Genomic DNA, 13745 nt, shown 5'->3' with positions numbered 1-13745 from the left:
GCGGCTCCTCAGCCCTGGCTCTTGTCAGGGTTCTTGAGGCCGATCACCGCGTAGTCGAACTGACCGGTCCACATCGGGTGTCCGAAAGCGCCGGCGACGTTGCTGCCGGCCAGAAGGGGCTTGCGCTCCCAGAGCAGGGGGACGGACGGTGACTTGGCCATGATCTGGGCGTCCAGCTCGATCCAGGCCTTGTTGGCCTCGGTGGGGTCCCCCATGTCGGCGATCTCGTCCATCCGCTTCATGACCTCTTCGTCGCGGAACTGGGCGTAGTTGCCCTGGTTGCCCTTCTCCTTGATGGTCCGTCCGTCGAAGATGAACGGCAGGAACGTGGAACCGGAGGGGTAGTCGGGGCACCAGCCGCTGATGGCCATGTCAGGCGCGTTCTTGGTGTCACCGATGGTGTCGTAGTAGACCGACGGGTCCACGGCCTGGATCTTGACCTCGATCCCGGACCGGCTCAGACTCTCCTGCAGCGCCTCGGCCCTGGACTTGTCCCCGGTGGAGACGGTGAGGGTGGTCTTGAAGCCCTTCGGTTTGCCGGCCGCGGCGAGCAGCTTCTTCGCCTTCGCCGGGTCTCCTCCGGGCTCGACCCGGAGCACGTCGGACTTGTTGCCGGCGGTCAGCGACGGGGGCAGGTAGGCGGTGGCGACCTCGTTGAGGGCCGGGCCGCCGTTGGCGGTCATCTGCCCGTCCTTGTCGACCGCGTACTGCATGGCCTCGCGCACCTTGGGGTCGTCGAAGGGAGCACGTGAGGTGTTGAGGTGGAGCATGTCCGTGCACCCGGTCAGCTCCGCGGTGAGCCGCTTCCTGGTCTCCTTGTTGCTCAGCACCTTGGACACGCTCGCCGGCTGCATGTCCGCCCACTCGACGGCTGAGGCGTCCGCGCCCTGACTGGCGATGATCCGGTCGTCGATCTGGCCGCCCTTGAAGCCCATCTTCACCACGATCTTGTCCGGGTACGCCTTGCGGACGGAGTCGGTGCCGGGATCCCAGTGCTTGTTGCGGACCAGCACCATCTGCTTGCCCCTGTCGTAGCGGGCGATCTTGTAGGGCCCGGAGGAGAACGGGCGCAGGTCGTACTGCACGCCCTTCTCCCTGGACTCCGGTACGGGGGAGAACGTCGGCAGGGTCACGGTGTAGGAGAACTCCGCGACAGGGCGCTTGAGACGGAAGACGAGAGTGCGGTCGTCCGGCACCTCGATCGACTTCAGGTGCTTGCCCTTGAGCGGTCCTTGGTACCCCTCCGTGTCAGCGAGGTACTGCTGGGCGTAATCCGGGCCGCCGGTCAGATCGGGAGAAAAGGACCGCTCAACGTTGTATTTGATGTCTTCGGCCTTGACGGGGCTTCCGTCTTCGTACTTCAGCCCTTTCTTCAACGTAAAGGTCCACACCTTTCCCCCCTCGGAGGGCTTGCCCAGATCCGTGGCCAGGTCCGGGACGATCTCGCTGCCCGCCGCGCCCGGCGCCGCCTTGAAAGTGGTCAGGGTCCGGTACAGCAGGCGGACGCCGAAGTCCATGTTGGGCATCACCCAGTTGCGGGCCGGGTCCAGGTGGGAGAAGTCCTGGTTGGACAGGACTGTCAGCGTGCCGCCCTTCTTCGGGGTTCCGCCGATGACACCGGCGGCCCCGGGGCCCCGTCCGTCATCACTGGTTTCTCCGCCGGAGTCGTTGCCGGTGGAACAGGCTCCCAGGCCGAGGACCAGGGAGGTCGCGAGCGACGCCGCCAGGGCGACGTGCATGCGTTTGGTCATATGCCACTCCGTTGTGGATGGACCAGGTGGGTCCCGAATGCGCCCGGCGAGTACGGGCCGGATCCTCGATGTCTGCTCTCGAGGCCTGGCCGGTAACATAGTAATGTAAAATTACACTGGCAAGGGGGGTGAAGGGCTCGTTACGCACCTGTGTCCGGCGCCTCTCCCCCGCCCGTGAACAGGGGCGATGCCGACTTCCGCGGCCCTCTCGCCTGCTACGGGCCACACTCCCAACCAAGGAGCGATCCTATGACCGTGCCTGTTGCCCGCCTGAACACAGGCAGCCACGACATGGCGGTCTCCCCCGCCCTGGAGGCCTTCATGAGCACCGCATGGGCGCCCTCGCCGCTGGCACCGGACATCCGCGTACCCGGCTACAACGTCACCGGCGGACGACGCACGAGCCTGTCCGCGCGCTTTCCCGGGGAGCGGCTGCTGATACCCGCAGGTGTGCTCAAGGTGCGTTCCAACGACTGCGATTACCGCTTCCGTCCGCACAGTGCCTACGTCTGGCTGACCGGCCTCACCGGCGAGGACCAGGCAGGAAACGTCCTGGTCCTGGAGCCCGCCGGAGCCGAGGGCCACGAGGCGGTGCTCTACCTGCGTCCGCGCTCGCCACGCGTGGGAGACGAGTTCTACCGCGACCGCCGGTACGGCGAGTTCTGGGTCGGCCGCCGGCCCGACCTCGAGGAGGCGGCAACCATGACCGGCATCACCTGCCGGCACGTGGACGACTTGACGACACTGCTGGCCGGCGCCCAGCCCCCGACCCGCATGGTGCGGGGGGTCGACGGCTCGCTCGACTCACGGTGCGGGCGCAGTCTCCCGGGAAGCGCCGAGCACGACCGCGACGCCGAACTGGCGACCTGCCTGGCCGAGTTGCGACTGGTCAAGGATCTTTGGGAAGTCTCCCAACTGCAGCTCGCCGTTGACCACACCACCACCGGCTTCGAAGAGGTGGTCCGCGCTCTCCCCCGGGCCCTGCGGCATCCTCGCGGTGAACGGTGGATCGAAGGGGTCTTCAACCTTTGTGCCCGGGCGGAGGGCAACGGCACCGGTTACGACACGATCGCCGCGGCTGGAGCACACGCCTGCGTCCTGCACTGGATCCGCAACGACGGTCCCCTGGCCCCCGACCAGTTGCTGCTGCTCGACGCCGGAGTGGAAACCGACACCCTCTATACAGCCGACATCACGCGGACGCTGCCGCTGTCCGGGCGCTTCTCGAGTGTGCAGCGTGACGTGTACGAGCTGGTACTCGCCGCGCAGGACGCCGGAATCGCGGCGCTGCGGCCGGGCGCCCGGTTCCGCGACTTCCACATGGCGGCCATGCGCGTGATCGCCGAAGGGCTGCACGCATGGGGTGTGCTGCGGGTCCCCGCGGAGGAAGCGCTCGCCCGCGACAACGGTCTGTACCGCCGCTACACCCTGTGCAGCAGCGGGCACATGCTCGGTCTCGACGTGCACGACTGCGCGAAAGCCCGGGCGGAGGTGTACCTGGACGGAGTCCTGGAGGAGGGGCAGGTACTCACCGTGGAGCCCGGCCTGTATCTGCAACCCGATGACGAGACACTGCCCCTGGAACTGCGCGGCATCGGGGTCCGCATCGAGGACGACCTCGTGATCACCGCTGACGGCGCGCACCTGATGTCCGGGGCGCTGCCCCGCAGTGTGGAGGCCGTGGAGGAGTGGATGGGCTCCCTGCTCGACGCATGACGCACACCGGTGCGGCCGACTCCGGCAACAGGCACACCTCATACACCTGACAAGCCGTGCCCGGTCGGAGAGCCCAGACGGCGCCGCGTGAAAACCACTTCTCGCGGCGCCGGCTTCCCCTCCGGCACCCGGCAGTTCCCGTACAGATGTGCCGACGACGTTCTAGCGGCTGGGCAGCCGGAGCGCGCTGCGCTTGTCCGCCTCCTGCTTCCCCGCGGCCCACAGGGTGCGCACGTGACCGAGGTGATGACGCATGAGTTCCTGAGCGCCTTCGGCGTCGCCGCTGAGCATGAGATCCAGTAGCCGGATGTGTTCTTGCGCCGAGTCGACCAGCACCCCGGCCTGGTCGAGTTCCGTCAAACCGTAGAGCCTGGAACGCTTGCGCAGGTCTCCGACCACCTCAACCAAGTGGTCGTTCCCGGTCAGGGAGAGCAGATCGAGGTGGAATCGGCGGTCAGCCTCAAGGTAGCCGATGAGGTCGTGCTCACGGGCGGCAGCCACAATCTCTTCCGCCTCCGGGCGCAGCGCTTCGAGCTGTTCGGGTTCGGCGGTGGTGGTGATCAGTCCGATGGTCGGGATCTCGATGAGTCTGCGGATCTCGGTGTAGTTGTCCAGGTCCCGCTCAGTCATCTCCGTGACGCGGAATCCCTTGTTGCGGATCGCTTCCACCAGGCCCTCACGAGCCAGGTCGAGCATGGCTTCGCGGACGGGGGTGGCCGAGACACCGAACTCCGCCGCGAGGGTTGGAGCGGAGTAGACGACACCGGGGCGCAGTTCCCCTGCGATCAGAGCAGCGCGCAGGGCGTGGGCCACCTGGTCGCGCAGGTGCTCCTGAACCGAAATGATCTTGCGTGGCTTCAGGTGAGCCATAGCAGTCCCCTTCACGGCGTGGCGAGCGGACACGGAGTGCAATGTCACGTTTCCCTGATCTTACCGCGTGTTGTCCAGAGCCGAAGAGGCCGGGCGGGCCGTGTGGAACGGCTCCGGCCCGGGCTGTGTTCCCGATCCGGGTGAGGCGCCGTGGGTTCCGTCCGGCAACGGCCGGCTCGCCCGTCGGGCCTGCCCCGAACGCGATGGCGGCAGCACCGGAAGCGGCAGCCCGGACAGCGTCGGCAGAGCGCGGTCTCCGTCACGACCTCTTCGGCCACCGCTGGCCAGGTCTCAGGAGACGGGCACTCCCGGAGACCCACGGTCAACGCCAAACCGAAGACCCAAGGCTGCACACGGCCGCCGTCCTCGCCGTCCGCCGACCCGTCGCCGGAGACGGGCGCCACCGTGCCAGGACTCATTCAAGATCAGACATCCGCCCACCGGGCGTGACCCCGTTCGCCCACCAAAGCCCCAGGGGGGAAGACCATGCACCACACTCGCACCGTCGCGGCCGCTGCTCTGGCCGCCTTCTTCGCCGGCAGTTGCGCCCCCGCCACCAAGGCCGAGGAGCCCTCGAGCCGCGCAACCGCCAGTGCAGCCTGCACCGACGACGTGTTTGACATGCTCATACGCAGCCTGAACGGCGAGGATGCCGGTGACAGCAGACCTCAGTCCTGTACTGACCTCACGGACGAACAGTGGAGGAAACTCATCAGCGAGCAGGCGGACAAGGCGCTCGACGCTTCCACGGACCGGTCCGCCGTAAACACGCCCTCCAGCGGCCGGGAACGGTCACAGCTTCCAGAGGTCGTCTTCAAGGTGTGGGGCAGCGCGGCATCCGGGGTGACCACCACCTACGGTTCCGACGCCAAGAACCTCGGCAGTACCGAACTGCCGATGACCAAGAGAGTCGCATTCGACCCGGATGCCGTGTATTACCAAGTCAGCGTCCAACTCGCCCACAGTGGGGGAGACATCCGCTGCTCCATCACCATCGACGGCCAGACAACTGCTGACCATGCGAAAGGCAGCTACGAGGTCTGCTCAACCCAGCTGAACAACCTCGGCAGCAAGGGATGGGGATGAGATGCCTCGGCTCGGCCGCGCCCGCGGCGGCAGGGGCGCGCCCGGCCTCGATCGTCTCATCGTCCGATAGGCCCGCTTCACCGCTGGGCCACGCCGGTGACCTGGGCCCGGGCCGGCGGGAAAGACCATTCCCTCGGCCCAACTGGTGAGCCTCCGGAGCGGGGGCCGCCGCATATTCGGACGCCCCCGCCTCGGATCGGCCGTCACCGCTCGGATGCACCGGGCAGCAGGAAGACCGTCTGCTGCCCGGTGTAGAAGTCCAGGGCAGCCCGCCCCTGTTCGCGGGGACCGTGGCCGGGTCCTTCTGTTCCCCCGAGGGGAAAGGGGAGGCCGACACCGCTCGTCGGTGCGTTCACACCGACCATGCTGGTCTCCAAGTGGTCGCTACCGTACAACGCGGACTCCAGGTCGGTGGTGTGCAGTGAGGCGACCAGACCTGGCCGTCCCGCGTTGGCCAAGTGCACCGCCTGCTCAAGGCCGTTCGCCTCCTGCAGCACGGCAATGGGGCCGAAGACCACGTCCTCGAGCAGCTCATGGCCGTCCGGTACCGCTTCGAGAAGCGTGGGATTGACATACCACCCGCTTCTGGGGGCGGCATGCCCGTCGGCACCGCCCGCGAGCACACGCGCGCCCGCAGCGAGAGCGCTTATCCGCATTTCCGCGACCCGGTGGCGGGCGGCAAGGGAGATGACCGGACCACAGATCGTGGAAGTGCAGCCGGGGTCGGCTGCCGGCATGGCGCGAAGCCGTTCGGCCAGGGCCTCACGCAGTGGCTCACGCGCTGATCCGACGGCGATCACCCGGCTGGTCGCCGTGTATTTCTGCCCGGCGTACCCGGCGATGGCCGTCGCTATGTGCTCAGCGGTCCGGGGGATGTCCGCGTCCGGCAGAACAATCGCCGCGTTCTGCCCGCCCATCTCGGCCTCCACCGGGATACCGCATGCGGTCGCGGTGCGGACCACGGCTTTGCCGTCGGCGGTGGACCCGGTGAACGACGCCACGTCGGCCAGGTGCACCAGGGCCTCGCCAACGCGCGGACCGCCCGGAACGACCCGCAGCAGGCCGCCGGGGAGCACCTCTCCGAGGGCTTCGGCCAGGCGGAGCGCACATGCAGTGGCTTCCGGGGCCGGTTTGAGAATGACCGCGTTGCCGGCCGCAAGTGCCGGAGCTGCCTTCGAACTGGGAATGGCCAAGGGGAAATTCCATGGCGTGATCAGCCCTGCCGTGCCGAGGGGGCGCTGCCGGGTCAGCAGCACCCCCGGGCCAGCCGCAGGCTCGTGCAGAGCGCCGGAGGGCTCATGGATCTGGGAGTAGTACCGCCAGATCGACACGGTGTCGGCGAGTTCGGCACGGGCTTCGGCAAGTGGCTTCCCGACTTCCCGGATCACAAGACCGGTCATCTCGTCAGCGGCGCGCTCGATCGCGTCAGCGGCCTTGCGCAATACCTCCGAGCGGGCGGCCGCCCCGGCGGCGAGCCACTCCGCCTGGGCCTCCCGGGCGCGCATCACCGCTTGTATGACGGCTTCCTCTCCACAGCCGGGGAACTCTATGACGATATCGGACGGGTCGGCGGGGTTGCGTGAGGTGAAAACCGCGGGATCCGCCGGGGTCGCCTGGGGGGTCACAGCAGGAAGCCTTCCGGGAAGGGGTCTGTCGGGTCGAGGAAGAACTGGGCGGTGCCGGTGACCCAGGCGCGCCCGGTGATGGTCGGTACGACGGCGGGCAGGCCGGCGACTTCCGTCTCTTCGACGAGCCGGCCGGTGAAGGACGTACCGAGGAATGATTCGTTGATGAAGTCGCGGTGGAGTGGCAGTTCGCCGCGTGCATGCATCTGGGCCATGCGCGCCGAAGTCCCGGTGCCGCAGGGTGAGCGGTCGAACCACCCCGGGTGAATGGCCATGGCATGCCGCGAGCGGACCGCGCCCGAGTTGGGCGCCAGCAATTGCACGTGGTGGCACCCCTTGATGGCGGGGTCCTCCGGGTGAACTGGCTGGTCCACGGCGTTGATGGCGTTCATCACGGCCAGCCCGGCCCGGAGGATGTCGTCCTTGCGAGTCCGGTCGAAGGGAAGCCCGAACTGCTCCAGCGGCAGAATCGCGTGGAAGTTGCCGCCGTAGGCGAGGTCGTAGGTGATGGGGCCGTACCCGGGGACGTCGGCCGTCCGGTTCAGGCCGGCACTGTATGAGGGCACGCTCCGCAGGGTCACTGCCCGCGCAGCGCCGTCTTCGACCCGCACCTCGGCGACGACCAGGCCCGCCGGAGTGTCGAGTCGTACTTCCGTCACCGGCTCGGTCACCGGAACCATGGACGTCTCCACCAGTACGGTGGCGACCCCGATGGTGCCGTGTCCGCACAGCGGCAAGCAGCCGGACGTCTCGATGAAGAGCACACCCCAGTCGGCGTCCTGCCGGGTGGGTGGCTGCAGAATCGCCCCGCTCATCGCGGCATGACCTCGCGGCTCGTACATCAGCAGCGTCCGCAGAGGGTCCATGTGCTGCAGGAAATGGGTGCGGCGCCCGGCCATGGTGGTTCCCGGGATCGTGCCGACTCCCCCGGTGACGACGCGGGTGGGCATGCCCCCGGTGTGGGAGTCGACGACGTGGACGATGCGGCGGCTGCGCACGTGGCGGCTCCTTCTGTCAGCTCAGGCCCTCGGCGAGGAGCTTCTCCGTAACGGCGCGCACGGTGTCCCGGTCATGGGATGGCAACGGGGACCGCGGGGGGCGGCACGGGCCCCCGCGCAGGCCGGCGACGTCCATCGACAGCTTGACGGCTTGGACGAACTCGGGCCTGGAGTCCCAGCGCAGCAGGGGGTGCATGGCCCGGTAGAGCGGAATGGCCATCTCCAGGTTCCCCGCCGCGGCAGTGCGGTAGAGGGTGGAGCATGCCTCGGGCAGGGCGTTCGGGAACCCTGCGATCCACCCGACCGCCCCGGCGGCCTGGTCTGTCCAGCGGCGCGCCTCGGCGCTTCCGTACGCAGCGACGCCCGCCATGACGCGGGCACCGTCGCCCGCGGCTTCCACCGCGGTGGTCACGGGACGTCCGCGTTCATCGTCGCTGAGAGTCTGGTACTCCCCCAGCGAGCCGTTCGGGACGACACCGTCGCAGCCGGAGTCGATCAGTTGCCGCACATGCTCGGCGTACGCCTCGAAGTCGACCGAGAGGTCGGCACGCAGCGGGGTCGCCGTAGCGACCATGACGCCGTGCCAGGGGCGGGTGCGGCTTCGCTGAGGGATGGTCATGACTCGCTCCAGGTATGGGGCAGCAGTTCCCCGGCACCGCTCCGAGAAGGCGGCCGCGGGGCCCTGTGAGGTCGGTGGGGCGGCTCGGAGGTACCGGTGGTCGGATCACCGAGCGGGTCGGGGTACGACAGGGCACGCCGGATTCGGTCCATCGGGCACTTCGCTGCCTCCAGCGGCCGGGCAGGCCATGGGGGAACGCACAGTTGGCCCCGCGCCGGCTCGTACCGACGTGCGCGAGCAGTCCCGCCCGGCATGCGCTGCGTCCTGCGCACACATCGCGCCCAGCGGCACCCGCTACACAGCGTCCACCATCCGCCCCTCAGTAATATGTCACATGTTTCACAGTGGACCAAGGACCCACCCCGGTCGGAGCGCAGCCCGGGCGGGCAGCGGCGCGCCGAGGGCCGCTGCCCGCCCGGGTTCACCGGGCAGGAGTTGTCGTCTTCTCCCGCGCGCTCCGGGCGAGGCTCAGTACTCGGACTTGACCGTCACCCCTCCGAAGTCGTCGACGGCGGCGACACTGATGTAGTTGTAGCCCTCCGGGGGGTTGGCGATGGTCAGTGTCTCGCTGTTGCCGGGACCGGTGGACCTGCTGGTGTAGCTGCTGGTCGTGGCCCAGGTGCTGTTGCTGTAGTAGAGGTCACCGTTGCCCGTGCCGCCCGAAGAGGTGATCTTGAGCTGCTGGGTGCCCGCCGGGACGTAGACGTACAGGTAGGCGTAGTTGCCCGCGGTCGCCGACAGGTTGCTGCGCTTGCAGTTCCGGTCGAGTTGGCGGGTGTCGCCGCCGGTGCACTCGGGGACGGTGTCGCCCCCGCCGACGGCGACGCTCTGCGTTGCGGTGTTCGGAGCACCCTTGTCGTCGGTGACCGTGAGCTTGACGGTGTAGGTGCCGGCCGACGTGTAGGTCTTCGACGGGTTGGCGGCGGTCGATGTGGTGCCGTCGCCGAAGTCCCATGACCGTGAGGCGATGGTGCCGTCGGAGTCGGTGGACTTGTCGGTGAAGGAGGCCGTCATACCGCTGACGGCGACGGTGAAGGCGGCCGTCGGGGCCTGGTTCCCGGGCGGGTTCGTGCTGCCCCCGCAGTCGCCTGCCGCGCACGCCGACAGCCAGCTGTACCAGTCCGCGTCGTAGCGGGAGCCGATACTGCTGGTCAGGTACGTCCGTGCGGCGCTCCAGTTGCCGGTGCGGTAGTAGCCGAGGACGGTGTCCGCCTCCGCGCGGTGGGACTGGAGCATGTAGCGGACGGCGAGGTAGCCCCACCGGTAGATGCGTGTCGTGTCGTGGCTGTAGGTGGTGTCGAACAGGGTGCTCAGCGCGTAGGTCCGGCGGCCCGCCTCGGTGATGGCCGCGTCGTACCGCACGTTGCGGTAGGAGTAGGACACGTACTCGGCGAAGCCCTCGATCCACCAGATGGTGGGTGTCGAGACGTTGGACGTGAAGTCACCGTGCATGTTGAAGCGGCCGTCGAGGTAGTGCGTGTACTCGTGGTTGAGGTTCCAGATCTCGAATGCCGGCCTCAGCCATTCGGCTTCGTAGGCGATGAACCTCGGCTGGTTGCCCGCCGCGGAGGGATCGCCCTCCAGGTACATGCCGCCGTTGTTGGTGTCGATGCCGTACATCGCCCCGGCGTAGGTCTGGTAGTCGGTGCTGGAGTCGAACGCCACCACTTCGAGGGTGGTGTTGCCGTCCCCGGCGACCGGGCCACTGTCCTTGGCGATGTTGTGGAAGAAGGCGTCCTGGCCGGCCAGGCTGCTGCAGGTGCTGCTGAGCTGGCTTGCCGTCATCTCCTGCGCCTTGATGCGCAGGCTGGAGCTGCAGGTGTGGTTGATGGGGAGAACTTCCGCGGCCAGGCGCTGCTGCAGGTTGCAGGTGCCGTAGGAGGAGCAGTTGGCCTTGTCGTAGTAGTCCGTCATCTCCGCGACACCGACCCACAGCGGCGCCGTCCTGCCCGTGATGGAGCTCTGGTTGAGCAGGCTCGTGGCGTGCGGGCGGACCTTGGAGCGGAGTTCCGTGTGCTGCAGGAAGCGTCCGAGTTCGCGTCCCGCGTTGGAGGTGAGGTAGCCCTGGTCGGTGCCCAGCAGACCGGTATGCGAGGACCCGAAGGTGTACACCGTGTCGATCACGCTCGGGTCGGCCTTCACCGCGGTGACGAAGGCGGGCACCTGGTGGCCCCGGAAGAGCACCGTGTAGACGTTGTTGACGGCGTTCAGCATCCACCACGAGGCGTTGTAGGAGCTGTTGTAGTCGTTCAGCAGCCGCTTGACCACGTACAGGTAGCGGGCGTTCTCCTCGGCACTGTCGATCAGCGTGACGGCCTCGGCGAGTGTCTCACCGTTGGCGTCGGTGACGTCCCGGGAATGAGCGCTGGCGAAGAAGGCGTCGAGACCCGACCGTATCGCTGTCTGGAGGCCGGGCCCGTAGGTGCCCACGGTTGAGGCGTGGTACCAGTGCACGTAGTAGCCCGCCCGCAGGTACAGCACCAGCTGGGGCATCCCGGTGCTGCCGTTGCCCGGGTACGCGGAAGAGCCGTCCCTCAGCGCATACGCGACGCTGGTCATCTGCGACTCGCGGAAGGCGTAGTAGGCGTCGCTCCCGGTCAGATTGAACAGCGTGTTGACGCAGTCCGTGGTCGATGCCTTGATCTGCTGGACGAGTGCGGCGCCGGAACGGCTGGTGAAGTCGCCGGTGTTGCACGCGGGCACGGCGGATGGGGAGAGCGACCCCTGCTTCTGCTGCGCCGCCTTCATCGACGGGCTGACCCGCGGTGCCGGCGAGGCCGGATCGTCGTAGTCCCGCTTGAGCGCGTCCTTCGTCGCGGGCAGTGGCGCGCGGTCCGCCGGCTTCAGCGGCGCCTTGCGGACGTGTTCGGCCTCCTCACGGTCCTGCGCAGCCGAAGACGACTGCGGTGGCGGGTCCTTCGGCGCCTTCTCGGACGTGGCCGTCGTTGCCGCCTGGCCGGGCGCGGAGAGCAGCCCGACCCCCAAGCACAGTGTCAGCACCAGGACCAGAATCCTGGCTACGTCCTGTCGCACCTGTTTCGTTCTCACGTGCCGCCTCCAGCGGTGGGTGAGGCCACGCCGATGGCGTGGCTCGAGTAAGGCCTGTCCTGCGCGGTTCCGGGGCGCCGGCCCCGGACGTTTGGCATGAACACGGGCGTGACATGCGACAGTACAATGGCACACGTCACATGTTTCTTGAAGACGTCGCGTGGAGGAAGAAGCCATCAACTCGCAGTGCCACAAGGGGACATGCGCTGATTTTCCGTGAAGGGTCCGGGACACCGACCGGCATCCCGGCCTCCGAGTCCCGCAGGGCGGGCAGCCCCGCCGTGCAGGCCGTACCTCTCTGCGGCGTCCGGTGCCGCGGCAGGAGTCCGGGGCGCCGTTACCTGGACCGCGGCTCCAGTACGCCGTCGACGAGGCGGGTGACGCCCAGCGGGTTGGCGGCACGCAGCTCCTCGGGCAGGAGCGCGTCGGGGAACGACTGGTAGCAGACGGGCCGGAGCCAGCGTTCGATCGCCAGGGTCCCGACACTGGTCGTGCCGGGCGAGGACGTCGCCGGCCAGGGACCGCCGTGCACCATGGCGTGGCACACCTCGACCCCCGTTGGCCAGCCGCCCCACAGGATGCGCCCGGCTCGCTCCTCCAGCACCGGGAGGACGTGCCCGGCCGTCGCCAGGTCGGCGTCGGTCCCGTGCAGGGTGGCCGTCAACTGCCCGTCGATGTGCTCCAGCAGAGCAAGGAGTTCACCGGTCCCGGACCACCGCACAACGAGTCCGGCGGCACCGAAGACCTCACCGGAGAGGTCCTCATGGGCCGCAAAGGTCGCCGCACCGCATGCGAGGACTTGGGGGCTCGGCGCGTACGGGCTCTCACCGGGCACGCCCCGTGCCACCACAGAGACGCCGTCGACGGCCGCCCACCGCTCAGTCCCCCTGGCACAGGCCTCGGCGATACCCGGGGTGATCATGACCTGCCCGGCCGCACCTTCCACGGACCGGGCCACGGCCGCGAGGAAGGCGTCACCCGCCGGACCCGTCGGCAGCAGCAGGAGACCGGGATTCGTACAGAACTGGCCCGCCCCGCTGGTCAGTGACGACACGTACGCGGTGGCAAGCGCCGCGGGATCGGCCAGGGCGCCTTCGAAGACGATCACGGGGTTGACCGCTGACATCTCGGCGTGGACGGGGATGGGCACGGGCCGGGCATTCGCGGCCTCGACCAGCGCCAGTCCGCCGGCCCGCGAGCCGGTGAAGCCCACGGCTGCGATCCGCGGATCGCGCACCAGTGCCTGGCCGACCCCGGTACCACGACCGACCAGCAGCGAGAAGACACCGGCCGGCATGCCGGTGCGCTCGGCGGCGGCGGTGACGGCTCGGGCGACGAGTTCACCCGTGCCCGGATGAGCCGGGTGCGCCTTGGCCACGACCGGACAGCCCGCAGCGAGAGCAGAGGCGGTGTCACCGCCGGCGACGGAGAAGGCCAACGGAAAATTGCTCGCGCCGAACACGGCGACGGGGCCGAGAGGGATCTTGCGCAGGCGCAGGTCCGCCCGGGGAAGCGGCTGGCGCCCGGGGAGCGCGGGGTCGATACGGACACCCAGCGCATCCCCGCTTCGGACCAGGTCGGCGAACATGCGCAACTGGCCGCAGGTGCGCCCGCGTTCGGCGGTCAGGCGGTTCATCGGCAGCCCGGACTCGCCGGCCGCGAGCCGCAGGAGGGTGTCGCCGAGTGCCTCGACCTCCTCCGCGCAGGCGTCAAGGAAGGCGGCCCGCCGATCCACGGGCAGGGCCCGGTAGTCGCGCGCGGCCGAGGAGGCCGCCCGGGCTGCCTGCCCCACCTGGTCCGGTGAGGCATCCCGCAGCTGGGGTCCCTGCGGCTCAGCCGTGGCGGCCACGATGCCCCGCCACGCCTCGCCCGTCCCGGGAACATCCCGGCCGGCCACGATTGAGCTTCCCGTCAGGTTCACAGTTCTCCACCCCTCGCCCATGCAGGACAAAAGTCATATCGGCGCGGTCGTTGTCTCAGCCCGCTCTGACGTATACCCTAGGCAATAACATGTGACATTGCACAGAGGGAC

Annotated in this window: 9 protein-coding genes; 2 read left to right on the top strand and 7 right to left on the bottom strand. The window is 68.6% G+C overall.

Features of this window, described 5'->3' with window-relative positions:
* Positions 1–8: 8 nt before the first annotated feature.
* Positions 9–1751: an ABC transporter substrate-binding protein gene (locus KBZ10_RS09050; protein ID WP_210986993.1), complete on the bottom strand. Its 1743-nt coding sequence runs from the start codon at positions 1749–1751 to the stop codon at positions 9–11.
* A 249-nt stretch (positions 1752–2000) separates the two neighbouring features.
* On the opposite strand from KBZ10_RS09050, the gene KBZ10_RS09045 reads away from it, so the two are divergent.
* Positions 2001–3467: an aminopeptidase P family protein gene (locus tag KBZ10_RS09045; protein WP_210986992.1), complete on the top strand. Its 1467-nt coding sequence runs from the start codon at positions 2001–2003 to the stop codon at positions 3465–3467.
* 162 nt (positions 3468–3629) lie between these two features.
* Here the strand turns inward: KBZ10_RS09045 and KBZ10_RS09040 are convergent, their stop codons facing one another.
* Complete coding sequence (locus KBZ10_RS09040) at positions 3630–4337, bottom strand: GntR family transcriptional regulator (protein WP_210986991.1); 708 nt, start codon at positions 4335–4337, stop codon at positions 3630–3632.
* Positions 4338–4823: 486 nt separating this feature from the next.
* Between KBZ10_RS09040 and KBZ10_RS29260 the strand changes: the two genes are divergently transcribed.
* Positions 4824–5423 carry a hypothetical protein gene (locus KBZ10_RS29260; protein WP_247702062.1) on the top strand — a complete coding sequence of 200 codons (600 nt, stop codon included), beginning with the start codon at positions 4824–4826 and terminating at the stop codon, positions 5421–5423.
* 203 nt (positions 5424–5626) lie between these two features.
* Here the strand turns inward: KBZ10_RS29260 and KBZ10_RS09030 are convergent, their stop codons facing one another.
* From KBZ10_RS09030 to KBZ10_RS09010, 5 genes are all read right to left on the bottom strand, one after another.
* Entirely contained in the window at positions 5627–7048 is a 1422-nt protein-coding gene (locus KBZ10_RS09030; RefSeq protein WP_210986990.1) for an aldehyde dehydrogenase family protein, read from the bottom strand.
* Positions 7045–8046, bottom strand: a complete 1002-nt coding sequence (locus tag KBZ10_RS09025) for a proline racemase family protein (RefSeq protein WP_210986989.1) — start codon at positions 8044–8046, stop codon at positions 7045–7047. Before KBZ10_RS09025 ends, KBZ10_RS09030 begins: the two co-directional genes overlap by 4 nt.
* A 16-nt stretch (positions 8047–8062) precedes the next feature.
* Positions 8063–8665, bottom strand: coding sequence for a dihydrodipicolinate synthase family protein (locus KBZ10_RS09020; RefSeq protein ID WP_247702061.1), 603 nt, complete (start codon positions 8663–8665; stop codon positions 8063–8065).
* 468 nt (positions 8666–9133) lie between these two features.
* Positions 9134–11713: a collagenase gene (locus KBZ10_RS09015; protein WP_307847301.1), complete on the bottom strand. Its 2580-nt coding sequence runs from the start codon at positions 11711–11713 to the stop codon at positions 9134–9136.
* A gap of 337 nt (positions 11714–12050) precedes the next feature.
* Positions 12051–13655, bottom strand: coding sequence for an aldehyde dehydrogenase (NADP(+)) (locus KBZ10_RS09010; protein ID WP_210986987.1), 1605 nt, complete (start codon positions 13653–13655; stop codon positions 12051–12053).
* Positions 13656–13745: the final 90 nt, after the last annotated feature.

It is taken from the genome of Streptomyces sp. F63 (assembly GCF_018070345.1).
Taxonomy (GTDB): Bacteria; Actinomycetota; Actinomycetes; order Streptomycetales; family Streptomycetaceae; genus Streptomyces.
Note: the sequence above shows the minus strand (reverse complement) of the source record. Positions and strands in the feature narration are given on the sequence as shown.